This is a genomic window from Burkholderia paludis, assembly GCF_000732615.1.
In the GTDB taxonomy this organism is placed as follows: domain Bacteria; phylum Pseudomonadota; class Gammaproteobacteria; order Burkholderiales; family Burkholderiaceae; genus Burkholderia; species Burkholderia paludis.
Genome location: NZ_JPGL01000024.1, coordinates 1 through 25,164, shown reverse-complemented (window position 1 = coordinate 25,164; position 25,164 = coordinate 1). Strand labels below are relative to the sequence as shown.

The 25,164-nt window shown below is 67.5% G+C and carries 22 protein-coding genes and 2 tRNA genes; 7 read left to right on the top strand and 17 right to left on the bottom strand.

The window, feature by feature from the left end; all coding sequences use genetic code 11:
* Positions 1-74 precede the first annotated feature (74 nt).
* From queC to def, 10 genes are all read right to left on the bottom strand, one after another.
* The gene (gene queC / locus GQ56_RS0116265) at positions 75-809 is read right to left on the bottom strand and encodes a 7-cyano-7-deazaguanine synthase QueC (RefSeq protein ID WP_031399660.1); all 735 of its coding nucleotides are present in this window, start codon (positions 807-809) and stop codon (positions 75-77) included.
* Positions 810-1,160: 351 nt separating this feature from the next.
* Positions 1,161-1,236 (bottom strand) — tRNA-Phe (locus tag GQ56_RS0116260).
* A gap of 61 nt (positions 1,237-1,297) precedes the next feature.
* The gene (esaR, locus tag GQ56_RS0116255) at positions 1,298-1,999 is read right to left on the bottom strand and encodes a response regulator transcription factor EsaR (RefSeq protein ID WP_031399659.1); all 702 of its coding nucleotides are present in this window, start codon (positions 1,997-1,999) and stop codon (positions 1,298-1,300) included.
* Positions 2,000-4,414, bottom strand: a complete 2,415-nt coding sequence (gene esaS / locus GQ56_RS0116250; protein ID WP_031399658.1) for a sensor histidine kinase EsaS — start codon at positions 4,412-4,414, stop codon at positions 2,000-2,002.
* A complete protein-coding gene (locus tag GQ56_RS0116245; RefSeq protein ID WP_031399758.1) occupies positions 4,404-4,994 on the bottom strand; it encodes a DUF4390 domain-containing protein in 591 nt (196 codons plus the stop codon). Before GQ56_RS0116245 ends, esaS begins: the two co-directional genes overlap by 11 nt.
* Positions 4,991-6,382, bottom strand: a complete 1,392-nt coding sequence (gene rsmB, locus GQ56_RS0116240; protein ID WP_031399657.1) for a 16S rRNA (cytosine(967)-C(5))-methyltransferase RsmB — start codon at positions 6,380-6,382, stop codon at positions 4,991-4,993. Before rsmB ends, GQ56_RS0116245 begins: the two co-directional genes overlap by 4 nt.
* A 229-nt stretch (positions 6,383-6,611) precedes the next feature.
* Complete coding sequence (htpX, locus tag GQ56_RS0116235; protein WP_031399656.1) at positions 6,612-7,469, bottom strand: zinc metalloprotease HtpX; 858 nt, start codon at positions 7,467-7,469, stop codon at positions 6,612-6,614.
* A 101-nt stretch (positions 7,470-7,570) separates the two neighbouring features.
* Positions 7,571-8,206, bottom strand: coding sequence for a LysE family translocator (locus tag GQ56_RS0116230; protein WP_031399655.1), 636 nt, complete (start codon positions 8,204-8,206; stop codon positions 7,571-7,573).
* Positions 8,207-8,315: 109 nt separating this feature from the next.
* Positions 8,316-9,308, bottom strand: a complete 993-nt coding sequence (gene fmt / locus GQ56_RS0116225) for a methionyl-tRNA formyltransferase (protein WP_031399654.1) — start codon at positions 9,306-9,308, stop codon at positions 8,316-8,318.
* A 34-nt stretch (positions 9,309-9,342) separates the two neighbouring features.
* Positions 9,343-9,846, bottom strand: a complete 504-nt coding sequence (gene def / locus GQ56_RS0116220; RefSeq protein WP_031399653.1) for a peptide deformylase — start codon at positions 9,844-9,846, stop codon at positions 9,343-9,345.
* Positions 9,847-10,031: 185 nt separating this feature from the next.
* On the opposite strand from def, the gene dprA reads away from it, so the two are divergent.
* The 3 genes from dprA (at position 10,032) to GQ56_RS0116205 (ending at position 14,552) form a co-directional block, all read left to right on the top strand.
* The gene (gene dprA / locus GQ56_RS0116215; RefSeq protein WP_031399652.1) at positions 10,032-11,345 is read left to right on the top strand and encodes a DNA-processing protein DprA; all 1,314 of its coding nucleotides are present in this window, start codon (positions 10,032-10,034) and stop codon (positions 11,343-11,345) included.
* A 35-nt stretch (positions 11,346-11,380) separates the two neighbouring features.
* Entirely contained in the window at positions 11,381-11,761 is a 381-nt protein-coding gene (locus GQ56_RS0116210; protein ID WP_031399651.1) for a thioredoxin family protein, read from the top strand.
* Positions 11,762-11,954: 193 nt separating this feature from the next.
* Entirely contained in the window at positions 11,955-14,552 is a 2,598-nt protein-coding gene (locus GQ56_RS0116205; protein ID WP_031399650.1) for a DNA topoisomerase III, read from the top strand.
* A gap of 126 nt (positions 14,553-14,678) precedes the next feature.
* Here the strand turns inward: GQ56_RS0116205 and GQ56_RS0116200 are convergent, their stop codons facing one another.
* Positions 14,679-15,728, bottom strand: a complete 1,050-nt coding sequence (locus GQ56_RS0116200) for a LysR family transcriptional regulator (protein ID WP_031399649.1) — start codon at positions 15,726-15,728, stop codon at positions 14,679-14,681.
* Positions 15,729-16,154: 426 nt separating this feature from the next.
* On the opposite strand from GQ56_RS0116200, the gene GQ56_RS0116195 reads away from it, so the two are divergent.
* Positions 16,155-17,168, top strand: a complete 1,014-nt coding sequence (locus GQ56_RS0116195; protein WP_031399648.1) for a D-2-hydroxyacid dehydrogenase family protein — start codon at positions 16,155-16,157, stop codon at positions 17,166-17,168.
* Positions 17,169-17,216: 48 nt separating this feature from the next.
* On the opposite strand, the gene GQ56_RS0116190 is transcribed toward GQ56_RS0116195, so the two are convergent.
* Positions 17,217-18,083 carry a patatin-like phospholipase family protein gene (locus GQ56_RS0116190; RefSeq protein WP_031399647.1) on the bottom strand — a complete coding sequence of 289 codons (867 nt, stop codon included), beginning with the start codon at positions 18,081-18,083 and terminating at the stop codon, positions 17,217-17,219.
* An 8-nt stretch (positions 18,084-18,091) separates the two neighbouring features.
* The gene (locus tag GQ56_RS0116185) at positions 18,092-18,496 is read right to left on the bottom strand and encodes a PaaI family thioesterase (RefSeq protein ID WP_031399646.1); all 405 of its coding nucleotides are present in this window, start codon (positions 18,494-18,496) and stop codon (positions 18,092-18,094) included.
* A 189-nt stretch (positions 18,497-18,685) separates the two neighbouring features.
* Here GQ56_RS0116185 and GQ56_RS0116180 point away from each other — a divergent pair.
* From GQ56_RS0116180 to GQ56_RS0116170, 3 genes are all read left to right on the top strand, one after another.
* Positions 18,686-18,761: transfer RNA gene (locus GQ56_RS0116180), tRNA-Lys, on the top strand.
* Between the two features lie 395 nt (positions 18,762-19,156).
* Complete coding sequence (locus GQ56_RS0116175; protein WP_031399645.1) at positions 19,157-19,657, top strand: hypothetical protein; 501 nt, start codon at positions 19,157-19,159, stop codon at positions 19,655-19,657.
* 371 nt (positions 19,658-20,028) lie between these two features.
* A complete protein-coding gene (locus GQ56_RS0116170) occupies positions 20,029-21,084 on the top strand; it encodes a DUF3592 domain-containing protein (RefSeq protein ID WP_031399644.1) in 1,056 nt (351 codons plus the stop codon).
* Between the two features lie 295 nt (positions 21,085-21,379).
* Here GQ56_RS0116170 and GQ56_RS0116165 read toward each other — a convergent pair whose 3' ends face one another.
* From GQ56_RS0116165 to phnY, 4 genes are all read right to left on the bottom strand, one after another.
* Positions 21,380-22,138 (bottom strand): amino acid ABC transporter ATP-binding protein, encoded by a 759-nt coding sequence (locus GQ56_RS0116165; RefSeq protein ID WP_031399643.1) that lies wholly within the window; start codon positions 22,136-22,138, stop codon positions 21,380-21,382.
* Positions 22,135-22,815 carry an amino acid ABC transporter permease gene (locus GQ56_RS0116160; protein ID WP_031399642.1) on the bottom strand — a complete coding sequence of 227 codons (681 nt, stop codon included), beginning with the start codon at positions 22,813-22,815 and terminating at the stop codon, positions 22,135-22,137. Before GQ56_RS0116160 ends, GQ56_RS0116165 begins: the two co-directional genes overlap by 4 nt.
* Before the next feature lie 14 nt (positions 22,816-22,829).
* Positions 22,830-23,612 carry an amino acid ABC transporter substrate-binding protein gene (locus GQ56_RS0116155; protein WP_031399641.1) on the bottom strand — a complete coding sequence of 261 codons (783 nt, stop codon included), beginning with the start codon at positions 23,610-23,612 and terminating at the stop codon, positions 22,830-22,832.
* A 178-nt stretch (positions 23,613-23,790) separates the two neighbouring features.
* Positions 23,791-25,164, bottom strand: a 1,374-nt coding sequence (gene phnY / locus GQ56_RS0116150; RefSeq protein ID WP_031399640.1) for a phosphonoacetaldehyde dehydrogenase, incomplete at its 5' end; no start/stop codon positions are given.

The window sequence follows — 25,164 nt, the reverse complement described above, 5'->3', positions numbered from 1 at the left end:
GTCCTTCGTCCGGCTCGCGCCACTCGTTGTCGATCAGAATCCGTCATTCGCCGGGCGCTGCCGGCACGCCCGCGTCACAGCGGCGCTTCGGTCACCCGCTCGCCCTTCAGGTAGGCCTCGTAGCCGCGCTTGCGCAGCTTGCAGGCCGGGCACTCGCCGCAGCCGAAGCCCCAGTCGTGCAGCTCCGCGCGCTCGCCCACGTAGCACGTGTGCGTCTCGACGCGGATCAGTTCGACGAGCGCCTCGCCGCCGAGCTGCTCCGCGAGCTGCCACGTCTGCGCCTTGTCGAGCCACATCAGCGGCGTCTCGAGCACAACGCGCGTGTCCATCCCGAGGTTCAGCGCAACCTGCAGCGCCTTCATCGTGTCGTCGCGGCAGTCGGGGTAGCCCGAAAAATCCGTCTCGCACATCCCGCCGACCAGCACGCGCAGCCCGCGGCGATAGGCGATCGCCGCGGCGATCGTCATGAACAGCAGGTTGCGGCCCGGCACGAACGTGTTCGGCAGGCCGTTGGCCGCCGTCTCGATCTCGATCGTGCGCGTCATCGCGGTGTCGCTGATCGCGCCGAGCACCGACAGGTCGACCATGTGATCGTCGCCGAGCCGGTCGGACCACGCGGGAAACCGGCGCTTCAGCGCTTCGCGCACGCCTTCGCGACACTCGAGCTCGACGCGATGGCGCTGGCCGTAATCGAAGCCGAGCGTCTCGACCGTCTGGTAGCGTTCGAGGGCCCATGCCACGCACGTGGCCGAGTCCTGCCCGCCGGAAAACAACACGAGCGCGCCGTCTTTAGCGTCTGTCCGAATCACCGTGATACTCCGTGAATGTGTAGGCTCGCGTCGCGCTGCGCCCCGGGGCCGGCTGCCGCCGGGCGGCCCGACGCGTGCCGGCCTGCGCCGGCTCGACCAGTATAGGCAGCGCGATCGGCCGCGAACGCGGCGGAGCGCTTATACCGCCCATCGCGCGGCATCGTTGCCGCGTGCCGCGGCGGCGCCACGATGGCAGCCGGCCGCGCGCTTGAAGCGATGCGCTAAGTCATTGAGCGGACACGGATTTTATCATGCCCCCACGAATGCTGCCGGGCACGGCGCCTACGGCACGCAAACCCCACCACAAACGAAAAACCCCAAGAACCTTCCGATTCTTGGGGTTGGAACTGCTGGTGGCCTGGGACGGAATCGAACCATCGACACGCGGATTTTCAATCCGCTGCTCTACCAACTGAGCTACCGGGCCAACGAAGAAGAGAAAGTATATCCACCCTTCTTCACTTGATCAAGTGTTTTCGCAAAATATTTTATACGGCGCCTTCGGACGGCTTCTTGCCGAGCTCGACTCCGAGCTGCTTGAGCTTGCGATACAGGTGCGTGCGCTCGAGGCCCGTCTTCTCCGCGACGCGCGTCATGCTGCCGTTCTCGCGCGCCAGATGATACTCGAAGTAAGCACGCTCGAATGCATCGCGCGCTTCACGCAGCGGGATGTCGAACGGGATCGCGGCCGTCTGTCCCGCGACGCCGAGCGCCGACGCCATGTCGTCGCCGAGCATCGGCAGCGCGGCTGCCGACGCCACCGCCGCCGGCCCCGAAGCCTGCCCGGCGCCGGCCTTCGCCGCCGCACCGGCGGACACCGGCGCCGCACCGCGTGCGAGACCGTGCTCGACGGACTTCAGCAGCTTCTGCAGCGCGATGGGCTTCTCGAGGAAATCGAGCGCGCCGATCTTGGTCGCCTCGACCGCCGTATCGATCGTCGCGTGCCCGGACATCATGATCACCGGCATCGTCAAAAGCCCCTGCGCCGCCCACTCCTTGAGCAACGTCACGCCGTCGGTATCGGGCATCCAGATATCGAGCAGCACGAGATCGGGCGCCTGATTCAACCGGTATTCCCGCGCGGCTTGCGCGTTCTCCGCGGCCTCGACGACGTGTCCTTCGTCGCTGAGGATCTCCGAGAGCAATTCCCGGATGCCCATTTCATCATCTACCACCAGGATGGTTGCCATTTACGCTGCCTTTGTCTGCTCACTTGCTTTTGTCTTGGCGGGGGCCGCCCCGTCCTGCACGCCCGATTCGGCGCCTGGCGCATCGCTCGCCATCTGCAGGAACAGGATCGACACCTGCGCACCCTCGACGGTCTCGCCGTGCATGCGATTGCGCAGATCGATCCGCGCACCGTGCTCGTCGACGATCTTCTTGACCGTGGCCAACCCCAGCCCCGTGCCCTTCGCCTTCGTGGTCACATAAGGCTCGAACGCGCGAGTCAGGATGCGCGCCGGAAAACCGGGCCCGTTGTCGGACACGGTGAGACGTACCGCGACGCGCGTTTTCCCCTCGGCGTCGGGATCGCCATATTCTACTGTCTTGGTTTCGATCAACACACGCGGATGCGCCGTCTCCGCGACCGAATCCTGCGCATTCTGCAGCAGGTTGTGAATCACCTGGCGCAATTGCGTCGCGTCGCCGCGAATCACCGGCAGCGACGGCGCGAGCTCTGCGACGATCGCGCTCTTGCCTTCGCCCACACCGTACAGCCCGAGCACCTCGCTCGCCAGTTCGTTCAGCTGCAGGTTCGCGAGCACCGCCGGCGGCGTGCGCGCATATTCGCGGAAATCGTCGACCATCCGCTTCATCGCGGCCACCTGGTTGACGATCATCGTCGCGCCGCGCTTGAGCACGTCGGCATCGGACGGCGCGAGCTTGTCGGACAGCTTCATCTGCAGCCGCTCGGCCGACAGCTGGATCGGCGTCAGCGGATTCTTGATCTCGTGCGCGAGCCGCCGTGCGACCTCGCCCCACGCAACCGAACGCTGCGCGGAAATCACGTCGGAAATATCGTCGAACACGACGACGTAACCGGACGTCTGCGGATCGTCGGCCTGCCCCTCGACCGTCGACACGAGGCGCGTGCCGCGCACGAGCAGCGTCAGCGGCTCGGTTTCGCCCGGCACCTCGATCGCGAACTGCTGCTGCCAGTGGCCGCGATCGCCGCTGCCGCCGTCGGATGCCGCCTCGCGATCGGCGAAGGCCTTGCGCACCATCGCACCGAAGCCCGCGGCCACGCCGATCCGGTCGAGCGTCGTGCCGATCAGCGCGTTGAACGGCTGCCGGAAGATCCGCTCGGCGCCCCGGTTGGCCGTGGTCAGCCGGAACTGGCGGTCGAGCACGAACACGCCGGCCGTCAGGTTCGCGAGGATGCTCTCGAGATAGGTCTTCGAATGCTCGAGCGCGACGCGGTTCTTCTCGACCGCGAGCCTCGCCTCGGACAACTGGCGCGTCATCGCGTTGAACGACTGCGTAAGGAAGCCGAGCTCGTCGCGCGTCTTGATCTCGCGCTTCGGCGTGTAGTCGCCTTCCGTGACTTCCTTCGTGCCCTGCGCGAGCAGGAACAGCGGCCGCGCGAGCTGCTGGCCGAGCGCGAGCGCGAGCATCATCGCGATGAAGGTCGCGAGGAACAGCGCGAGCGTCAGCGTGCCGATGTACATCTTGCGCAGCCCCGTGCGGCCGAGCGACTTTTCCTGGTACTCGCGATACGCGCGCTGCACGGCGTCCGCGTTGTGCGCGAGCGTGGGCGGCACCGGCTGCGTGAGCTGCAGGAACCGCTCGGCAGGCTGCAGCAGCGACGTCGTCGCATCGGGAATCGGCCGGACGACGCGCAACCGCAGCGCGCCCTTCGCGCCGTGCGCACGCGGGTCGCCGTCGACTTCGCCCTCGATCGCCGCGTACGCGCCGTGTTCGCGCGCCTGGCTCAGCATCAGCGACGTCGGCAGGTCGTCCGGGATCAGCGCCGCGAAATTGCCCGACGCCTGCGCAACGATGTGCAGGTCGGGCGCCGCGCCCGAGCCGGCGCGGCTCGGCTCGACGATCGTCGCATCCTGCACGCCGAACTGGTCGCGCAGCCGCAGCAGCGTGAGCGTCGTGCCGTTCGTGTTCGCGTCGGCGCTCGCGAGCTGGTCGGACATCAGCCGCGCCTTCGTCTGCAGATCGGACAGCGACGCATCGAGCATCCCGCGGCCGAGGTTCAGGCCGGCCGTCAGCGCCGTCTCGACGTTCACGTCGAACCACGACTCGATGCTGCGCGACACGAACTGGTACGACACGATGTAGATGATCCCGCCCGGCACCACGCCGACGAGCGCGAAGAACACCGCGAGCTTCGCGAGCAGCCGCGTGCCGAACTTGCCCTTCCGCAGGCGCACGACGATCATCCCGATCAGCCCGAGCACCACGAGCAGGAACACGAGCGCGACGACGATGTTCATCGCGTACAGCCACGAATAGTAGCGGTCGAAGAATTCGGTGTTCGCGCTCGCGGCCGCGAGCAGCACGAGCAGCAGCAACGCGGTGAGCGCGACGGTCGAGACGATCACGCGAACGAGGAGGCTCTTCCCGCTGGCCGCGCGGCGCACTTTATTTAGCACGTTCGGTCACCGTGAAGTTGAAGCGCTTCCAGTCCGATCCGAGCGTCCAGTCGCGGTTGTTCACGGCATCGACCTGGAACGGCTTGGGCATCAGCGCCGTATCGAGCTGCATCCGCACCGACGCCGTGTAGGTTTCGCCCGAGCGCACCTGGTTGCGGTCGATCACGTGCCACGACGTGATGTGCCTGACGACCGCGAGCGCGTCCTTCAGCGACGGGAAACCGAGCTGCAGGCCGCCGGTCGACACGCGGTACTCGCGCGTGAGCGGCTGGAACGACAGGCGGATCGTCTGCGACACCGACACCGGCTGCTCGTCGAACCAGTACCAGCGTGCGCGGCTCAGCTCGAAGTCGGTCGTGAAATACAGCGGAATGCCCTTGTTGACGGCATCCTCGAGGCTCGGATTCAGGTCGAAATCGAAGCGGGCGTCGAGGCTCCAGCCGCTGCCGTCGGCCTGGAGCGACGCACGCTGCACGGCGATCGACTCGGCATGCGCCGGCCGGACGACGGCCAGGCACAGCGCCAGCGCGACCATCAGGACGGCCGCGAGCCGAAGTGGAAAAAGGTGTTTGATCGTCACCGTTTCTGAAACCGCGCGTAGAAAAATCCGTCGTGATCGGTGTTCTGGTCGAGTGCGCCGGCGGCGGCCCCTCCCTGCATGCCGCCCGGCAGCAGTTGGCCGGGGGCGTCCAATCGTACCGCATCTTCACAGGCCGCTTCAAACCAGCGGGCCTGCCATTCGCCTTCTTCGGGGAAGATCGAACAGGTCACGTAAAGCAATTCGCCGCCCGGCTTCACGAGCGGCCACAGCGCTGCCAGGATGCGGCGCTGCTCCGCGACGAGCGCCGGGATGTCGGCCTCGCGGCGCAGCCAGCGAATGTCGGGGTGCCGCCGCACGATGCCGGACGCCGAGCACGGCACATCGGCGAGGATGCGGTCGAACGGGCGCCCGTCGTACCACGTGTCGGGCGCGCCCGCATCGCCGACGCGCACCTCCGCTTCGAGCGACAGGCGCACGAGGTTCTCGCCGATGCGCGCCGCGCGCGCCTTGTCGCTTTCGAGCGCCACGACTTCCGCACGCGCCAGTTCGAGCACGTGGCCGGTCTTGCCGCCGGGCGCCGCGCAGGCGTCGAGCACGCGCATGCCGTCGCGTGCGCCGAGCCATTCGGCCGCGAGCTGGGCGCCGGCGTCCTGCACCGACACCACGCCGTCGGCAAACCCCGGAATGCGCTCGACCGGCAGCGCCGACGCGAGCCGCACCGCATGCCGGCCGATCGCGGTCGCTTCGATTCCGCTCGCACGCAACGTATCGAGATAAGTGTCGACGCTCGCGCGGCGTGCATTCACGCGCAGCGTCAGCGGCCCCTGGCGCTCGCCGGCCGCGAGGATCGCCTGCCATGCGTCGGGCCACGCGCGCTTCACCGCGTCGACCCACCATGCGCGGTAATTCCAGCGCGCGACGACGTCGTCCCGCATCGCCGCGACGAGCGCGTCGCGCTCGCGCAGGAAACGGCGCAGCACCGCGTTGACCAACCCCTTCGCGAACACATATTCGCGGCGCGCGCCGATCACGGTGACGGCCTGGTCGACCACCGTAAACGCCGGATATGCGGCCTCGTCCGCCGGGTCGAGCAGCAGCGCGAACGCGCCGGCGAGCACCGCGTGCACGTGTGCGGGCGGCGCCTTGCTGACGAGCCGGCCGATCAGCCAGTCCGCGCTGCCGAGACGACGCATCGTCCGGTACGCGACGTCCTGCGTCGCCCCGCGCGCGAGCGCCTGCGCGCCGGACGGCATCTGCGCGAATACCGCCGAGAGGGCCGCCGGCAACGCGGTGCCCCGCCGCACCGCGTCGACCGCCTGCGCGGCCGCGTCGAGCGCGAAGCCGAGCGAATCGGGCGCAAGATGCAGCGCGGACAGGCGCGCCGGGCGGCCGGAAGGAGACGGGGCGGAGGAACGGGTTCGTGTCATCGGAGCAAAATCGGCAAACAGGCGCGGCAAACAGGCGGCATGCCAACTTGGCAGGCAGCGGGATCGCGGCGCCCGCGTGGCCCTGCGATCCCAAACCGAGCATTGTAGCGTGCGGCCATGCAGCTCCTTTGGCCCCGTTACCGCGCGCACAAATGAAACACCCCGCAGCGCGAAGCGTGCGGGGTGGCGTGGCGGCCCCGCGCGGCAATCGCCGCGCGGGCGCCCGTGCTTAATCGAAGCGGCCGGTACGCGCCATCTCCATCAGGCGCGCGATGCGCTCCTCGGTGGCCGGGTGCGTCGAGAACAGATTCTGCAGGCCGCCGCCGTGCAGCGGGTTCATGATCATCATCTGCGCGGTGGCCGGGTGCGCCTCGGCCGCCTGGAACGGAATGCCCGCCGCATAGCGATGGATCTTGTCGAGCGCGGTGGCGAGCGACTGCGGATCGCCGGAGATCTGCGCGCCGCCGCGGTCCGCCTCGAACTCGCGCGCCCGCGAAATCGCCATCTGGATCAACGCACCGGCGATCGGCGCGAGCAGCGCAACCGCGATACCCGCGATCGGATTCGTCGGCCGGCCGTTTTCGTCGCGCCCGCCGAAGAACATCGCGAAGTTCGCGAGCGCCGAGATCGCACCCGCCATCGTCGCGGTGATCGTCGAGATCAGGATGTCGCGGTGCTTCACGTGCGCGAGCTCATGCGCCATCACGCCGCGCATCTCGCGCTCCGACAGCACGCGCAGGATGCCCGTCGTCGCGGCCACCGCCGCGTGCTCGGGGTTGCGGCCCGTTGCGAACGCGTTCGGCGCATCTTCGTTGATCAGGTAGACGCGCGGCATCGGCAGGTTCGCGCGCGTGGCCAGCTCGCGCACCATCCGGTAGAACTGCGGCGCGGTGTTCTCGTCGACTTCCTGCGCGTTGTACATGCGCAGCACCATCTTGTCGGAGAACCAGTACGAGAAGAAATTCATGCCGAGCGCGAACAGCAGCGCGATCGTCATGCCGCGCGAGCCGCCGATCATCCCGCCGATCACGATGAACAGGGCCGTGATCGCGGCCATCAGCATCGCCGTTTTGACCCAATTGAACATACCCACTCCTTATCCGTCAGGGGACCCGCCGGCCATCGAGAGGCGCGGCGGAAAAATTGTAAGCGATTTGTTAGATAAGGTCTTGCCGGAAAAATTCAATCTCAGCGTTGCGAAGTTGCAAGACGCAGGCCGAGGCCCACAAAAGCGCTGCCGACCGTCCGGTCGAGCCACTTCCTGACGCCAGGCCGGCCGGAAAAGCGCTGCGTGACGCTGCCCGCGACCCAGGCGACCAGGCTGGTCCACGCCGTGCTCATCGCGACGAACACCGCACCGAGGGTCAGGAACGCCCATGCCTTGTGCGGGCTGTCGGCCGATACGAACTGCGGGAAGAACGACACGAAGAACAGCACGACCTTCGGATTCAGCACGTTGGTCCAGAAGCCCTGCATGAACAACTGGCGCAGCGGCTTCGCGGCCTGGGCGGCCGCCGTGCCCGACGGCGCGGCCGCCTGCTTCGCGACGATCATCCGCACCCCGAGGTAGATCAGGTAGGCCGCGCCGACCAGCTTGATCACCGTGAACGCGGCAGCCGACGCCGCGAGCAGCGCCGTGAGGCCGAACGCACAGGCGAGCGCGTGAACGCAGCAGCCGGCCGAAATGCCGAGCGCCGACATCAGCCCCGCGCCGCGGCCCTGCGCGACGCTGCGGCCGACGATATAGGCGGTGTCGGGGCCGGGCGTGACATTCAGCAGGAAAACCGCCAGCACGAAGAAACCGAAATGGGTGATGCCGAACATGAAAACCTCGAAACCGGAGAGCGCACGGAAATTCTACGCGCGCCGGCCGCGGCGCGCGACTCGGCCGTCCGGCCGATGGCACGGGGCCGGCAGGCCCCGCGAACGACGGTCAGGCCGCGTCGGGCGATTCGGGCAGCGCGAAGCGCTGGCCCGCGGCGAGCGGCGAACCGGCCAGGAATTCGCGCGCGGGCAACCGCTTGCCGCCCGGCTTCTGCAGTTGCGTGACGCGCAGCGCACCGCTGCCGCACGCGACGATCACGCCTTCCGGCCCGGCTTCGACGATCGTGCCCGGCCCCGCGTCGCCGCGCGCCGCCACGGCCTCGGCGGCCCACAGCTTGATCGCCGCGCCGTCGAGCGTCGCAACGCCGCCCGGGAACGGATCGAACGCACGCACCTGGCGCGCGAGCGCATCGGCCGGCTTGCGCCAGTCGAGCGCCGCTTCGTGCTTGCCGATCTTTTCCGCGTAGGTCACGCCGTCGGCCGGCTGCGGCGTCGCCGACAGCACGCCGTCGCGCTCGAGTTGCACGAGCGCGTCGACGATCAGCCGCGCACCTTCGGCCGCGAGCCGGTCGTGCAGGGTCGCGGTCGTCTCGTCGGCGGCGATCGCGACGCGCGCCTCCTCGATCATCGCGCCGGTGTCGAGACCGACGTCCATCTGCATCAGCGTGACGCCCGTCTCGGCGTCGCCGGCCTCGATCGCGCGATGGATCGGCGCGGCGCCGCGCCAGCGCGGCAGCAGCGAAGCATGAATGTTGATGCAGCCGGCACGCGGAATGTCGAGCACCTCCTGCGGCAGCAGCAGGCCGTACGCGGCCACCACCATCACGTCGTGCGGCGTCGCACGCAGCAGCTCGATCGCATCGGCCGCCTCCACCGGGTACTTGCCCGCGCGGCGCAGCGAGGTCGGCTGCGCGACGGGCATCCCGTGTTCGACGGCATAGCGCTTCACGGCGCTCGCCTGCAGTTTCATCCCGCGGCCGGCCGGGCGATCGGGCTGGGTGAGCACGAGCGGCACCGGAAAACCGGCCTCGTGGATCGCGGCAAGGGCAGCCGCGGCAAATTCCGGCGTGCCGGCAAAAATCACGCGCAACGTATGGGTCATGACAGCGTTCGGGGTCGGGCAGGGTGAACGCGCGTCACATCGCGCGTTCGAGTTTCTTCATCTTCGTCTTGATGCGCGTCTGCTTGAGCGGCGACAGGTATTCGACGAACACGCGCCCCATCAGGTGATCCATCTCGTGCTGGACGCAGACGGCGAGCAGGCCTTCGCAGTCGAGCTCGAAGGTCTCGCCCTGCTCGTTGAGCGCACGCACGCGCACATGGTCGGGACGCTCGACTTCGTCGTAGATGCCGGGCACCGACAGGCAGCCCTCTTCGTAGATCTGCTTCTCGTCGCTCGACCACACGATCTCGGGGTTGATGAACGCGCGCAGTTCGTTTTTCTCCTCGGAGATGTCGATCACGATCACGCGTTCGTGCACGTCGACCTGCGTGGCCGCCAGGCCGATGCCGGGCGCCGCGTACATGGTCTCGGCCATGTCGGCGACGAGCTTGCGGATCCGGTCGTCGACCTTGGCGACGGGCTTGGCGACCTTGTGCAGCCGCTTGTCGGGGTAATGAAGAATGTTGAGCAAAGCCATGGCGTTCGGTATTCGGTGGAGCGGCGTGCCGCATCGGCCATCCGGCCGGCTGGCGCCGCCGCCGGGATGCAATGAAGATGAGGCGGATGCGCGGCGAATCAATGCCGCGGATCGCGCCTCCTGCAATTGGCCGGGCGCCTGCGCGCACGGCCCTGTCGAGTATTTCGGATGATGAAAATTTTATCATGGCGCCACGCGGTCCGCTGGCGGCCGCATTCGAGGGGAGCCTCATGTCGCCGCAAGCGCTGACCGCCTCCGCGCTGCGCGCCTGGCTGCAGCTCGCGCATGCGCCCGGTCTCGCGCCCGCCATGCTGCAGGCGCTGCTCGATGCGTTCGGCTCGCCGGAGGCGCTGCTGCGCGCGTCCGACCCGGCCATCGCCGCCGTCGCCGGCCCGGCTGCCGCGCAGGCCGTGCGCGCGAACCTGCGCGACGATCTCGACGCCCGCACCGACGCCGCGCTCGCGTGGCTCGACGGGCCGGGCAACGCGCTCGTCACGCTCAACGATCCGGCCTACCCGCCGCGGCTGCGCGACCTGCACGATCCGCCGCCGCTGCTATATGTAAAGGGCCGGCTCGACCTGCTGCATGCGCGCGGCCTCGCGGTGGTCGGCAGCCGCCACGCGACGCCCCAGGGGCTCGCCGACGCGACGCGCTTCGCGCGCACGTTATCCGACGCGGGGCTCGCGATCGTCTCGGGCCTCGCGCTCGGGATCGACGGCGCCGCGCATCGCGGCGGGCTCGACGGCCGGTCCGGCACGGTGGCGGTGATCGCGACGGGGGCCGATCTCGTCTATCCGGCGCGACACCGCCCCCTCGCCCACGAGATCGCCGCACACGGCGCGATCGTGTCGGAATGGCCGCTCGGCACGCCCGCGCGCGCCGCGCATTTCCCGCAACGCAACCGGCTGATCGCCGCGCTCGCGATCGGTGCGCTCGTCGTCGAGGCCGCCCCGCGTTCCGGCTCGCTGATCACCGCGCGCCTCGCGAACGAGCTGGGGCGCGACGTGTTCGCGATGCCGGGCTCGATCCACGCGCCGCTCGCGCAGGGTTGCCATGCGCTGATCCGCGACGGCGCGAAGCTCACGGCGGCACCGCTCGACATCCTCGAGGAATACGGGCTGGGCGAGCCGCCCGCGCGCCCGTCAGGCCAGGCGTCGCATCCGGCACATCAGGAGGCGGAGTCAGGCGCCAGCCACGCAACCGAAGCCGCGGGCGTCGCGCAAGCCGCCCCCGCCGCCGCGGCTACCGCCTCCTCCCGAAGCGGAGCGCCGCCGCCGGGCAGCCCGTCCGAGCAGTCCGTGCTTGCCGCACTGGGATACGGCCCCGTCACATATGAATGGCTTGCCGAGCACGCGGGCCTGCCCGACGACGTGCTGCACCGCGCGCTGCTCGCGCTGGAGCTGGCCGGCCGCGTCGCGAGCCTCCCCGGCGGACGCTTCGCGCGGCTTGACGCAGCGCCCACCCCGCCCGCACACGGCGTGCTACATTCCCCCGCATAGAGCGGCCACGCCGCCGACGATACCCAAGGAAATCCATGCCCGCGCTGAATCTCGACACCGATGCGGATCGGATCGCCGAGCGCCTCGCCGACCCCGGCGCGTTGCTCGTCGCCTGCCTGTGCGCCGAGTGGTGCGGCACGTGCCGCGACTACCGGGCAGCCTTCGACCGGCTCGCCGACGCGCACCCGGACGCCTGCTTCGCCTGGATCGACATCGAAACGCATGCCGACCGGCTCGACGATCTCGACGTCGAGAACTTCCCGACGATCCTGATCGAAGACACCCACACCGCACGCTTCTTCGGCACGGTGCTGCCGCACGCGGCGATCGTCGAGCGGATGCTGTCCGACCTGAGCGCGGTGCCCGGTGCGCCGCACGCACCGAAATTGCGCAACATCCTGGCCGTCGAAGCCTGAATTCACGGGCCGGCCCGGCGGTTTGTCGCGCGTTTGCGCGCTCCACCGAGGCAGGCGCTTGCCGCCGGTGCGCCCCCCCTCTATGATGACCCGCTTTTTACACGCTGAGCCGCCATCGCTGCGGCGTGTGCTATAAAGCGGTCGTAAAAGGGACCCACAACCGGCGAACCCGGTCTACCAACACACACCTGTCATGTCCAAAGCACTGATCATTGCGGAAAAGCCTTCTGTCGCGAACGACATCGCACGCGCTCTGGGCGGCTTTACCAAGCATGACGAGTATTACGAGAGCGACGATTTCGTCCTTTCGTCCGCTGTCGGCCACCTGCTGGAAATCGCCGCCCCGGAAGAGTACGAGGTCAAGCGCGGGAAATGGAGCTTCGCGCATCTGCCCGTCATCCCCCCGCATTTCGACCTGAACCCGATCGCAAAAAGCGAGTCGCGCCTCAAGGTGCTCACCAAGCTGATGAAGCGCAAGGACGTCGACCGCCTGATCAACGCATGCGACGCGGGGCGCGAGGGCGAGCTGATTTTCCGCCTGATCGCGCAGCACGCGAAGGCGAAGCAGCCGGTCCAGCGCCTGTGGCTGCAGTCGATGACCCCGCAGGCGATCCGCGACGGCTTCGCGAACCTGCGCAGCGACACGGACATGCAGCCGCTCGCCGACGCCGCACGCTGCCGCTCGGAAGCCGACTGGCTGGTCGGGATCAACGGCACCCGTGCGATGACCGCGTTCAACAGCAAGGGCGGCGGCTTCTTCCTGACGACGGTTGGCCGCGTTCAGACGCCAACCTTGTCGATCGTCGTCGAACGTGAAGAGAAAATCCGCCGTTTCATCCCGCGCGACTACTGGGAAGTGAAAGCCGAATTCGCCTGCGCGGGCGGCTTCTACGAAGGCAAATGGTTCGACCCGAAATTCAAGCGGGACGAATTTGATCCGGAAAAGCGCGACTCGCGGCTGTGGGCCCTGCCGGCCGCCGAAACGATCGTCGCCGCCTGCCGCGACCAGGTCGGCACGGTCAGCGAGGAATCGAAGCCGTCGACCCAGCTGTCGCCGCTGCTGTTCGACCTGACGAGCCTGCAGCGCGAGGCGAACAGCCGATTCGGCTTCTCGGCGAAGAACACGCTCGGCCTCGCACAGGCGCTGTATGAAAAGCACAAGGTGCTGACCTACCCGCGTACCGATGCGCGCGCGCTGCCGGAAGACTATCTGTCGACGGTCCAGTCCACGCTCGAGATGCTCAAGGAGAGCCACAACTACCTGCCGCATGCGAAGCAGGTGCTCGACAAGGGCTGGGTGAAGCCGAACAAGCGGATCTTCGACAACTCGAAGATCAGCGACCACTTCGCGATCATCCCGACGCTGCAGGCGCCGAAGTCGCTGTCCGAGCCGGAGCAGAAGCTGTACGACATGGTCGTGAAGCGCTTCCTCGCCGTGTTCTTCCCGGCCGCCGAATTCCGCGTCACGACGCGGATCACCGAAGTCGCCGGCCATCACTTCAAGACCGAAGGCAAGGTGCTCGTCGAGCCGGGCTGGCTGCAGGTGTACGGCCGCGACGCCGAAGGCGCGGATGCGAACCTCGTGCCGGTGCAGAAGGGCGAGAAGGTGAAGACGGACGAAATCGCCGCCGTCGCGCTCGTGACGAAGCCGCCCGCACGTTACTCGGAAGCGACGCTGCTGTCCGCGATGGAAGGCGCGGGCAAGCTCGTCGAGGACGACGAGCTGCGCGAGGCGATGGCCGCGAAGGGGCTCGGCACGCCGGCCACGCGCGCGGCGATCATCGAAGGCCTGCTCGGCGAGAAATACCTGCTGCGCGAAGGGCGCGAGCTGATCCCGACCGCGAAGGCATTCCAGCTGATGACGCTGCTGCGCGGGCTCGGCGTGAAGGAGCTGACCGCTCCCGAACTCACCGGCGAATGGGAATACAAGCTGTCGCAGATGGAGCGCGGCAATCTCGGGCGCGAAGCGTTCATGCAGGAGATCGCCCGCATGACGCAGCAGATCGTCAAGCGCGCGAAGGAATACGATTCCGACACGATCCCCGGCGACTACGCGACGCTCGAGACCCCGTGCCCGAACTGCGGCGGCCAGGTGAAGGAAAACTACCGCCGCTTCGCGTGCACGAAGTGCGAGTTCTCGATCTCGAAGATCCCGGGCAGCCGGCAATTCGAGATTCCGGAAGTCGAGGAGCTGCTGCAGAAGAAGGAAATCGGCCCGCTGTCCGGCTTCCGCAGCAAGATGGGCCGCCCGTTCTCGGCGATCCTGAAGCTGTCGTTCGACGACGAGACGAAGAACTACAAGCTCGAATTCGATTTCGGCCAGGACACGGGCGGCGAGGAAGGCGAAGCGCCCGACTTCTCCGCGCAGGAGCCGGTCGGCGCGTGCCCGAAGTGCAAGGGCCGCGTGTTCGAGCACGGGATGAGCTATGTGTGCGAGCACTCGGTCGCTAATCCGAAGACCTGCGACTTCCGCTCGGGCAAGGTGATCCTGCAGCAGGAAATCACGCGCGAGCAGATGGGCAAGCTGCTTGCCGACGGCCGCACGGATCTGCTGCCGAACTTCAAGTCGTCGCGCACGGGCCGCAACTTCAAGGCATTCCTCGTGAAGCAGCCGGACGGCAAGATCGGCTTCGAGTTCGAGAAGAAGGAGCCGAAGGCCGCCGCCGCGAAGAAGACGGCCAAATCGGCGACGAAGGATGCCGAAACCGTGACGGAAGGCGCGGAAGAGAAACCGGCACCGGCTCGCAAGACCGCCGCCCGCAAGACCACGGCGCGCAAGACGGGCTCGTAACACCCCGGCCGACGGCGCCCCCGGGCACGTCGGGCTCCGTCAGTCAGTCATAAAAAAACGCGGATCGATCGCTCGATCCGCGTTTTTCTTTGTGCCGGCGGCAAGCGCCGCCCGGCCGTCGCGCCATTACAGCGGCGACGGCGCCGCGACGCGCGCGCGCGGCGAACGCGGCAGGCGCGGCGACAGGTTCGGGTCGGCCGCTTCGGGCTGCTCCGCACGCGTCTCGACGCCGATCGGCGCGAGCGCCGTGCTCTGCGCGGCCCACTGCTCGCCCATCGTCGCGTCGGTCGAGTGGCTGAAATGCTCGACGAGGTGGTCGATGAACGTGCGCACCTTCGCGGGCAAATGGCGCCGGCTCGGGTAGGCGATGTTGATCTCGACCTGCGGCAGCCGGAAATCCGGCAGCAGCCGCACCAGCGCGCCACGTGCGATGTCGCCGCCGATCAGGTAGCTCGGCAGGATCGCGACGCCCATCCCGAGCAGCGCGAACTGGCGCAGCATCGCCGTGTTGTTCGCGACGATCACGTTAGTCGGGCGCACCCGCACTTCGCCGTCCGGCCCCGTGAACACGCGCTCGTCGCCCCAGTATTCGGTCGGCAGGCTCAGGCTCGGGTGCTCGGCGAGGTGCTCCGGATGGGTCGGCACGCCGTGCTTCTCCAGATAGCTCGGCGTCGCGCACACGGTCATGCAGCCCGTGGTGAGCCGCCGCGTGACGATGCTCGCGCTGCGCATCTGGCGCGTGACGACGATGCCCACGTCGAAGCCTTCCTCGACGAGATCGACCTGGCGATCGACCAGCGTGAGATCCGGCACCACTTTCGGGAAATTCTCCGTGTACGACTGCAGCACGGGCGCGAGGTTGTGCAGGCCGAACACGACCGGCGCGACGATGCGCAACGTGCCGACCGGCTCGTGATTGCGCGCGACAACCATCTGCTCGACGTCCTCGAGCTCATCGAGGATCTGGCGAGCCCGCTCCAGGTACACCTGGCCCGACTCCGTCAGGGAAAGGCTGCGTGTGGTGCGGTTAAGCAGGCGCGTGCCGAGCCTGCCCTCCAGATCGGCGACGTGACGCGTCGCGACCGCGTTGGAGATATCCATTGCGCTCGCGGCCCGCGCGAAACTGCCGAGATCTGCAACCTTGACGAACACGCGCATCGACTGCAAATGATCCATAGACGACTCCTGCCGCTGTTACAACTTCAAAAAGATGAAGCAAATGCGTAATTCTCCTACGACAGCGGAAATGATGCAGAGTTGCTCAACAAGGCCCCGGTTGACGATAAAAATAGTCAAAAATCCTCGCCCTCTGCGGATAGTTGATCCAATTATTCTGATTGAAGCAACAATTGGGTGAACCTCGTCGAGTAAGCGGGCGAATCAGGAAAGACATATTTGATGCGACACAACAGCGCACCCCGCCGCCCGCGGCCGAGGGCTTCCGGATCAGGCCGCCGCCAATTGCGGCGGAGCGTAACAACCTGTTAAAAAGACACCATGGAGGCGGCCGACGATGCATCATGTCGGCCCCGGCCGGGCGGTACGGAGTGCGCGACGTGCGCCGCCGCCACTGCCGCTTTCAACGCGCGACACCCGCACACCATGAAAATTGCCATTCTCGACGACTACCAGGACGCCGTCCGCAAGCTGAACTGCTTCGAGATGCTTGCCGACCACGACGTGAAGGTCTTCAACAACACGGTGCGCGGATTGGGACAGCTCGCCAGCCGTCTGGCGGAAGTCGAGGCGCTCGTGCTGATCCGGGAGCGCACCCCGATCACGTCGCAACTGCTCACCAAGCTGCCGAACCTGCGCATGATCAGCCAGACCGGCCGCATTTCGAGTCACATCGATCTCGACGCCTGTACCGACCGGGGCGTCGCGGTGCTCGAGGGCACGGGTTCGCCGATCGCCCCCGCCGAACTGACCTGGGCGCTCGTGATGGCCGCGCAGCGGCGCATTCCGCAGTACGTCGCGAACCTGAAGCAGGGCGCGTGGCAGCAGTCGGGCCTGAAAACGTCGGCCATGCCGCCGAACTTCGGCCTCGGCCAGGTGTTGCGCGGCCAGACGCTCGGCATCTGGGGCTACGGCAAGATCGGCCGGCTCGTCGCCGGCTACGGCAAGGCGTTCGGGATGAACGTGCTGATCTGGGGCCGCGAGCATTCGCTCGAGGCCGCGCGCGCCGACGGCTACACCGCCGCCGAGAGCCGCGAAGCGCTGTTCGAGCAGAGCGACGTGCTGTCGCTGCACCTGCGCATGCACGACGACACGCGCGGGATCGTGAAGCAGGAAGACCTGATGCGGATGAAGCCGACGTCGCTGCTCGTCAACACGAGCCGCGCCGAACTGCTCGAGGAAAATGCGCTCGTCAACGCGCTGTCGCACAACCGCCCGGGGATGGTCGCGATCGACGTGTTCGAGAGCGAGCCGATCCTGCAGGGCTACAGCCTGCTGCGGATGGAGAACGTGATCTGCACGCCGCACATCGGCTACGTCGAGCGCGAAAGCTACGAGCTCTACTTCAGCGCGGCATTCCGGAACATCCTGGCGTTCGACCAGGGCGACATGTCTAGCGTCGCCAACCCGGAAGCGCTGACGCCGATCCGCAAGCGCTGATCGCCCGGGCCGCGCACCCTGCGCGGCTCCGTTTCGCCCGCCTCGCCGTCAGGCCGCCGCGCGGCCGCCCGTCATCGCGCCGACGCGCGTGAGGAAATGCTCGCCGTCGCGCCGCCCGAGATCGTACGCATGCCGCATCTGCGACGGGCTCGTGTAATCCCAACTCGAAATCGGCACCTTGCTCGACGGCTGGACGTACAGCCGCCGCTGGTCGCCATGCGCGACCGTAAACATCTGCGGGCGCGGGTACAGCCGCGTGACCAGCACCAGCACGTCCCCCGGCGACGGGTCGAGCGCGCCGACCGGCACGTTGTCGACCATCCCGCCATCGAGCACGGGCCGGCCGCCGCGGCGCAGCACCGGCGTGAACGGCGGCGTGCAGGACGACTGCAGGATCAGGTCGGCCAGTTCGTCGACTTGCGTGCAGGCCTGCGCGCGCACGAACTCGGGCCGGAAGCCGAGCGTGCGCCCGAGCGTCGGGTGCAGCGTCTTGCGCACGTACTTTTCGATGTTGTAGGCGACCAGGCCGGCGGCGACCGCGCTGCGCGCGCCGAGCCAGCGCGGCACGTGCGACACGCCGATGCGGATCTCCGGCGCCGCCGCGAGCTTCGCGAACGGCTCGCCGTAGATGTCGAGCAGGGCCTGGCGGTAAATCCGGTAATGCGGGAACACGGGTTCCCGACCGAACAGGTTGCCCCAGTACGCGTTCTTCCGGTTGTGGCGCAGCGCCTCCTCGTAATAGCGCATCACCCATGCGGCGTCCCGCGTATACAACATGCAGGCGGTCGCCGCGCCGGCCGAGATGCCGGCGATCACGCGCGGGCGCAAGCCGAGCGCCGGCTGCGCGACGTCCCAGAAGCCGGCCTGCCACCAGCAGCGATTGCCGCCACCCGCAAAGACGATCTGGTCGAACATCGCGCCGCTCAGCCGACGAGCGCGTAGGTCGACGTCGCGTGGACGGCCATCTTGCCGTCCTCGTCGAACAGCTCGACTTCGCCGAACACGAGGTTGCGGCCCATCCGCAACACGCGCGCGGTGACGAGCACGTCGCCCTTGCGCACCGGACGCATGAAGTTCGTGTTCAGCGACACGGTCGTCATCGGCCGGAACTCGCCGAGCGCGGCGGAGATCGCGACCACCATCGCGGTGTCGGCGGCCGCCGTGAACACCTGGCCGCAGATCACGCCGCCCGAATGGCGGAATTCGCCGGAAAACGGCAGGCGCAGCGTGACGCTGTCGTCGCCGATCGACACGGGGACCAGACCGAGCGAGCGGACCCACGGGGCCAGCAGGCGATCCAGCAATTCGCGGACTGCGTTTTCGTCCATCTTGGAAAGTCCAGAAAGCATTGCGCGACCGCCGCGCAATACGTGTGGCGTCATCATACCGGGAGCCCGCAAACTGCGACCGATCGTTACCGCGGCGACAGCTGCCGTTGTCGTGACGAAATATTTGAGGAAATTTGCAGAAAAGGCTTGCCAAGCCCGAAATGCTCATGCATAATCTTTCTTCTGTTGGGGGCGTTAGCTCAGTTGGTAGAGCAGCGGACTCTTAATCCGTAGGTCGAGTGTTCGAGTCACTCACGCCCCACCAGGAATTCCGAAGCCCGGTTAGCGAAAGCTGACCGGGCTTTTTCCTTTGTCCGGGGCGTTTTCGTTTCCGGTCAATGCGTCAGCAGGCTCGACACCGCGCGAGCATCTCGCAACGCTCCCGGCCGAATCGCCCTGTCGCACCCCACCCCGCCTCATCCAGCTCATCCCTTCGCGATTGCAGGCACCGCACCACCCTCGCCGCGCCAATCGCCACCGAGAATGTCCGCCACGCGATTCTCCAAGAACTATCCTTCGATGTTGACGCGCCGTCACACGATGCAGCCTTACGATGGCAGCGCCTCATCGACGCGGTGCGCGTGATCAGGGCGCAAGCCCGACTCGATGCGTGCGCCGACCGATTCAAAAAAATCACGACCGATACCGGGGGTCCAGAGCATGAAGCGTTTCATTCTCGCGCTGATGGCCGTTCTTTCCCTGCATGCCTGGGCGGAAAAAGATCCTGAAATCGACAGCCCCGGTCAGATTCAGTCGTTCCTGAACAGCCCGGGCGTCACGGATTTCCATTACCCGGACCCCAAGACCTGGAAAAGCTACAGAAAGTACATCCAGATCGGAACCCGGATGCCGGACGGGTCGTGTCAATACCACTACGAATCCACCGGTTCGTCGAATCAGACTCTCATCCAGAAGGAAATCGCCGTCGATCGGGCCGGGTGCCGATCGCTGATGCTGGAGGGCGTTCCTGACGACGCCACCCTGAATCGATGGAAGCAGATCCAGCAAGTCATCCACCAGGGCTCAAAGCAGCAGGAACTCAATAGCCCGAATGCAGGTAGAACAATTACGATTCAGCGAAACCCCACATCGGGCAATCAGTTGCTGATCAATCAACGTACCCGGCACGGTTCGCATCCGGACGGCGAAACCATTGCGTAGCGTCCGCGGGTTCGCCTCGCAATATCGCGAAGCCGGGCCGCTCGAGCCCTGTTCCAGCTACTCCGCCCAATCCGGCCTGGTCGCTGCTTCAGCGACGCGGCCATCGATAGCGACGAAGTCGAAGGGAACGCCATCGTCGACGGCGCGCAAGCGAATCGCACGCATCGTCTATCCGCCAATCTGCCCGTCCGCGAACGCGACGGCCGACGCATCGGCCATCGCCCGCACGCTCCCTGCGCAAGACCGCTCGCCGCGCCCTTGTCACGGGACCCTGTCGCACGCCCGTTGCGCATCGTTTCCGCTAGAATCGTCCGACAAATATCACACGACCGGCGCAGACACTGTCGCTTACCCGCCGGCACTGAGAGAACATGGGACGTCAGACATGGAAGCATGTAAACGAGACGCGACCATTCAGAGGGCTTGGTTGCGCCGATATCGGACCGCCCGTCGGGACACGCCACGCGCCCGAACATCCCGGCCTTCGCCGGGCGTCGCACGAACCGGATCCGGTCGCGCCGGGTAAGGACGCGCTCGTCGCGCTGGCGCTCGGCGCCGTCCTGCTCGTGCTGGCGGGCGTATTCGCCGCCCTGGCCGGCCAGGCAACCGGCCATCTGGCCCGTACGCCGGGCACGGTCGTGCGCATCGTGCAGGACAGCGACACGATGCGCGCGTACCGGCCGATCGTCGCGTACCTCGCGAACGACGGCCAGCGCCGCGAGATCGCGGGCAATACCGCGTCGACCGTCCCCGCCTACGATATCGGCGAGAACGTCGACATCCTGCTCGACCCCGCCCATCCCGAGCGCCCCGCACTGATCGACGATTTCGTGCAACGCTGGTTTCCGGCCGCGGCAGCGGCGCTGCTCGCCGTCGCGTCGTTCGCGATCGGCGGCCTGCTGATCGCCGGCAAGCGGCACCGGCTGCACGCCGATACCCCGCCGACCCAGGCCGCACCGAGGCCGGCGCGGCGCCGCTGGGATATCGCCATCGTGCTGATTCCGATCGCGATCGGCACGGGCTTCGTCGCCGGCGCCGGCGCGGCCGGCCTGCGACAGTGGCAGATCGTCCACGGCTATGAGCACTCGACCGGCCATGTCGTCGAGATCGCGAATCACGCGCGGTCGTCCCGCGCAAGCCTGTCCCCGCATGCAACGGTCGTGGCGTTCACGACCGACAGCGGACGCCGGATCACCTTCGCCCAAGGCGCGACGGCGTCGCATCAGGGCCTGCACGAAGGCGAAGCGGTGGATGTGCTGTACGACCCGGACACGCCCGAACGCGCCGTCGTCGACCGCTTTTGGGATCACTGGGGCCTCACGGCCATCCTGCTCGCGATCGGTGCGCCGCTCCTCGCGGTCGGGCTGCTCGTCGCCGTGACGCTGTGGCCGGACCATCACCATCGTCCGCACGAAACCGCGCCATGACCACCCGCGCACGCTGCCCGCGCGCGGCACGGCAATCGCAGCGGCTCACGCATCGTTGTTGCCGGACCGCCGCCGGCTTCGTGCGACGCCCATTCCGGCACGTGCCCCCCCCATCGACGCCCGACACCGACCCGGAGCGGCCGTACCGCCGCCCGCGCGGGAAATCGCCGCTTCGCAAACACTGGTCGAAGCCAGGTAGGGCCGCATCACGCCGGCACGTGGCCGCGCACACGTCGGGCCGCCACGCGAACCGGCCGTCGGCCGTTTCGAACGCGCCGCGCTCGAGCGGATCGCGTCAGAACACCGGCACGCCCTGGGCGAGCGTCGAGATGAACTTCGCGGTGCGCGGATCGCGCGGATCGCGGAACAGGTCGCGCGACGCACCGGCCTCGACGACCCGCCCCTGCGCGAGAAACACCGCATCCTGCGCGATCGACGCGGCCAGGCGCAGGTCGTGCGTCGCCATCAGCATCGTCGTGCCCTCGCGCGCGAGTTGACGGAGCACCTCGACCACCTCGACGGACAGTTCCGGATCGAGTGCCGACGTCGGCTCGTCGCACAGCAGCACCTGCGGCGACGGCGCGAGCGCACGCGCGATCGCGACGCGTTGCTGCTGACCGCCCGACAGCGTCGCGGGCCACGCATCGGCCTTGTCGGCGATGCCGACCTTGTCCAGCAGCGCGAGCGCCCGCTCGCGGGCCCGTTCGCGCGGCCAGCGCTGCACGGTGACGAGCCCTTCCATCACGTTCTGCACGACGCTCAGATGCGGGAACAGCTGGAAGTTCTGGAACACCATGCCGGTCTGGCGGCGCACGGCGAACACGGCGTCGCGTGCCGGCCGGTGCGCCGGCGAGAAGTCGATGCGGGCGTCGCCGACCGTGAGCGCCCCCGTCTCGGGCACTTCAAGCAGGTTCACGCAACGCAGCAGGGTGCTCTTGCCGCTGCCGGACGGCCCGATCAGCGCAGTCACGCTGCCCGGCTGCAACGCGAGGTCGATCCCGTGCAACACGCGGTGCGGACCGAACGACTTGTCGATACGTTCGAGCCGGATCATCGCAATTCCGCCTGAAACAGCGCGTGACGGCCGAAACGGGTTTCGAGGCGACGCTGCAGCGTGGACAGCACCGAGCTGAGCAGCAGATAGATCAGCGCGGCTTCCGTATAGAGAATCATCGGCTCGTAGGTCACGGCCGCGATCCGCTGCGCGGCCTGGAATATCTCCGGCACGGTCAGCACCGCCGCGAGCGACGTGTCCTTCACGAGCGAGATGAACGAGTTCGACAGCGAGGGCAGCGCGACGCGCGCGGCCTGCGGCAGGATCGCGCGGCGCAGCGCCTGCGCACGCGTCATCGCCATCGAATACGCGGCCTCCCACTGCCCCTTCGGGATCGATTCGATCACGCCGCGGATCACCTCGGCGTTGTAGGCGCCGACGTTCAGCGAGAAGCCGATCACGGCGGCGGTCAGCGGATCGAGCACGATGCCGACGCTCGGCAGCCCGTAGAAGATCACGAACAACTGCACGAGCAGCGGCGAGCCGCGAAACAGCCAGATGTAGAAACGCACGACGGCCTGCGCCCAGCGCGGCCCGAACAGCCGCGCGAGCGCCGCGCCGAATGCGAGCAGCAGGCCGATCGCGAACGACGCGAGCGTGAGCGGCACCGTAAACACGAGCCCCGCGACCAGCAGCGGCCGCAGCGATTCCGCCATCAGATGAAGCCAGGCCGGCATCGTTCAGCCTCGCGTCACGGCTGCGACACGTCGCGGCCGAAGTACTTCTGCGAGATCTTCGCGTAGGTGCCGTCGGCCTTGATGTCCGCGAGCGCCTTGTCGATCGCCGCCACCAGCGCGGGGCTGCCCTTGCGCAGCAGCACGCCCGATGCGTCGCTCGCGCCGCCCGTGTCGGTCGCCGCGATCTTCAGCTTCGCGTCCGGCTTGTGCTTGCGGAAATCGAGGTACGACAGCGAATCGTTGATCGTCGCATCGACGCGGCCGGAGCTCAGCAGGTCGATCGATTCGTTGAAGCCCTGCACGGGCACCACGTCCGCGCCGTGCGCGGCGGCAAGCTTGCCGAAGTTGCTGGTCAGCGTGTTCGCGGATTTCTTGCCCTTGAGATCGTCGAACGAGCGGATCGTCGTGTTGTCCGCACGCACGATCAGCACCGCGCGCGACGTGATGTACGGCGTCGAGAAATCGTACTTCGCCTTGCGCGCGTCGGTGATCGACACTTCGTTGACGACCGCGTCGTAGCGGTTCACGTCGAGGCCCGCGATCAGCCCGTCCCATTTGCCTTCGACGAACTCCGGCTTCACGCCGAGACGCTGCGCGATCGCCGTCGCGATATCGACGTCGAAGCCCGTCAGCTTGCCGGTTTCGTCGTGGTACGTGAACGGCGCATACGTGCCTTCGGTGCCGACCCGGAACACGCCGGACGACTTGATCTGCGACAGGTCGTCGGCAGCCAGCGCGCTGGTGGCCGCGACGGCCTGCAGCAATGCCACGACCAGGATGGAGCGAAGGAATTTCATGGTACGGACCCCGAATGATTGAAGGGAATGATCCCGCGGCATGCGAGTGCCGTTCGAGAGGTCCGCGAATTCTACCGATGCGCCGTAGTCCGGCAAAAACGCAAATCGGCTAACGATATGAGCCGATCGAATAACGCGCGCACCGGCCGCCGGCCGGCGCGCGCGGCTTACACGCCGCTTACCAGGGCAGCGAATACGTCTTCGTATTCGTGAAGCTCTTCATCGCTTCCTGCACGCCTTCCTTGTAGCCGAGCCCCGAATCCTTCACGCCGCCGAACGGCGTCAGTTCGAGCCGGTAGCCCGGCACCTCGCGCACGTTCACGCTACCGACTTCCAGCTCGGTGATGAAGCGCGTGATGTGGTCGAAGCGGTTCGTGCAGACCGACGACGACAACGCATAGTCGGTGCTGTTCGACATCCGGATCGCTTCGTCGATGTCGCGAAAGCGCATGATCGGCGATACCGGGCCGAAGGTCTCGTACTTCACGACCGGCATGTCGGGCGTCACGCGGTCGATCACCGTCGGCGCGTACAGCGCGCCGTCGCGCACGTTGCCGGCCAGCAGCCGCGCGCCGCGCGCGATCGCGTCGTTCACCTGCTGCTCGCAGAACTTCGCGGCCGCCTCGTCGATCACCGTGCCCATGTCCACCGACGGATCGGCCGGATTGCCGTACGACCACGCGCGCGTCTTCTCGACCACGAGCGCCGTGAAGCGATCGGCCACCGCCTCGTGCACGAGCATCCGCTTGATCGCGGTGCAGCGCTGCCCCGAGTTCTTGTACGAGCCCGACACCGCAAGCGTGCTCGCTTCGTCGAGGTCGGCATCTTCCATCACGATGATCGGATCGTTGCCGCCGAGTTCGAGCACCGCGCGCCGGTAGCCCATCCGCGACGCGATCGACTTGCCGATCGAGACGCCGCCCGTGAACGTGATGAGATCGATCGCCGGGTTCGTGATCAGCTCGTCGGCGATCTCCCTCGGATCGCCGGTGACGACCTGCAGCATCTGCGGCGGCAGGCCCGCTTCGTACAGGATGTCCGCGAACAGGTAGCACGACAGCGGCACCTTCTCCGACGGCTTCACGACGATCCGGTTGTTGGTCGCCACCGACGGCACGATCTTGTGCGCGACCTGGTTCATCGGATGGTTGAACGGCGTGATCGCGGAAATCACGCCGAGCAGCGGGTCGCGCTGCGTGTACACGCGGCGCTTCTTGCCATGCGGCGTCAGGTCGCACGAGAAGATCTGCCCGTCGTCCTTCAGCACTTCGCCGGCGCCGAACGTCAGCACATCGGCAACGCGGCCCGCTTCGTAGGTCGAATCCTTGATGCACAGGCCGGCCTCGGCCGTGATCACCGCCGCGATCTCGGCGGTGCGCGCGCGCACGATATCGGCCGCGCGGCGCAGGATCGCCGCGCGATCGTGGCGGGTGAGCGTCGGCCGGTAGGCGCGTGCAACCGCGAACGCGCGCCGCACGTCGTCCAGCGTCGCCTTCGGCACGGTGCCGACCAGCGTGCCGTCGTACGGGTTGCGCACGTCGATCACCGCGTC

Bases quoted from the DNA above. Each gene is read 5' to 3' on its own strand.
- esaR (WP_031399659.1), bottom strand. From the start codon at position 1,999: ATGGCAACCATCCTGGTGGTAGATGATGAAATGGGCATCCGGGAATTG.
- rsmB (WP_031399657.1), bottom strand. From the start codon at position 6,382: ATGACACGAACCCGTTCCTCCGCCCCGTCTCCTTCCGGCCGCCCGGCG.
- htpX (WP_031399656.1), bottom strand. From the start codon at position 7,469: ATGTTCAATTGGGTCAAAACGGCGATGCTGATGGCCGCGATCACGGCC.
- GQ56_RS0116230 (WP_031399655.1), bottom strand. From the start codon at position 8,206: ATGTTCGGCATCACCCATTTCGGTTTCTTCGTGCTGGCGGTTTTCCTG.
- fmt (WP_031399654.1), bottom strand. From the start codon at position 9,308: ATGACCCATACGTTGCGCGTGATTTTTGCCGGCACGCCGGAATTTGCC.
- def (WP_031399653.1), bottom strand. From the start codon at position 9,846: ATGGCTTTGCTCAACATTCTTCATTACCCCGACAAGCGGCTGCACAAG.
- dprA (WP_031399652.1), top strand. From the start codon at position 10,032: ATGGCGCCACGCGGTCCGCTGGCGGCCGCATTCGAGGGGAGCCTCATG.
- GQ56_RS0116210 (WP_031399651.1), top strand. From the start codon at position 11,381: ATGCCCGCGCTGAATCTCGACACCGATGCGGATCGGATCGCCGAGCGC.
- GQ56_RS0116205 (WP_031399650.1), top strand. From the start codon at position 11,955: ATGTCCAAAGCACTGATCATTGCGGAAAAGCCTTCTGTCGCGAACGAC.
- GQ56_RS0116200 (WP_031399649.1), bottom strand. From the start codon at position 15,728: ATGGATCATTTGCAGTCGATGCGCGTGTTCGTCAAGGTTGCAGATCTC.
- GQ56_RS0116195 (WP_031399648.1), top strand. From the start codon at position 16,155: ATGAAAATTGCCATTCTCGACGACTACCAGGACGCCGTCCGCAAGCTG.
- GQ56_RS0116190 (WP_031399647.1), bottom strand. From the start codon at position 18,083: ATGTTCGACCAGATCGTCTTTGCGGGTGGCGGCAATCGCTGCTGGTGG.
- GQ56_RS0116185 (WP_031399646.1), bottom strand. From the start codon at position 18,496: ATGGACGAAAACGCAGTCCGCGAATTGCTGGATCGCCTGCTGGCCCCG.
- GQ56_RS0116175 (WP_031399645.1), top strand. From the start codon at position 19,157: ATGAAGCGTTTCATTCTCGCGCTGATGGCCGTTCTTTCCCTGCATGCC.
- GQ56_RS0116170 (WP_031399644.1), top strand. From the start codon at position 20,029: ATGGGACGTCAGACATGGAAGCATGTAAACGAGACGCGACCATTCAGA.
- GQ56_RS0116165 (WP_031399643.1), bottom strand. From the start codon at position 22,138: ATGATCCGGCTCGAACGTATCGACAAGTCGTTCGGTCCGCACCGCGTG.
- GQ56_RS0116160 (WP_031399642.1), bottom strand. From the start codon at position 22,815: ATGCCGGCCTGGCTTCATCTGATGGCGGAATCGCTGCGGCCGCTGCTG.
- GQ56_RS0116155 (WP_031399641.1), bottom strand. From the start codon at position 23,612: ATGAAATTCCTTCGCTCCATCCTGGTCGTGGCATTGCTGCAGGCCGTC.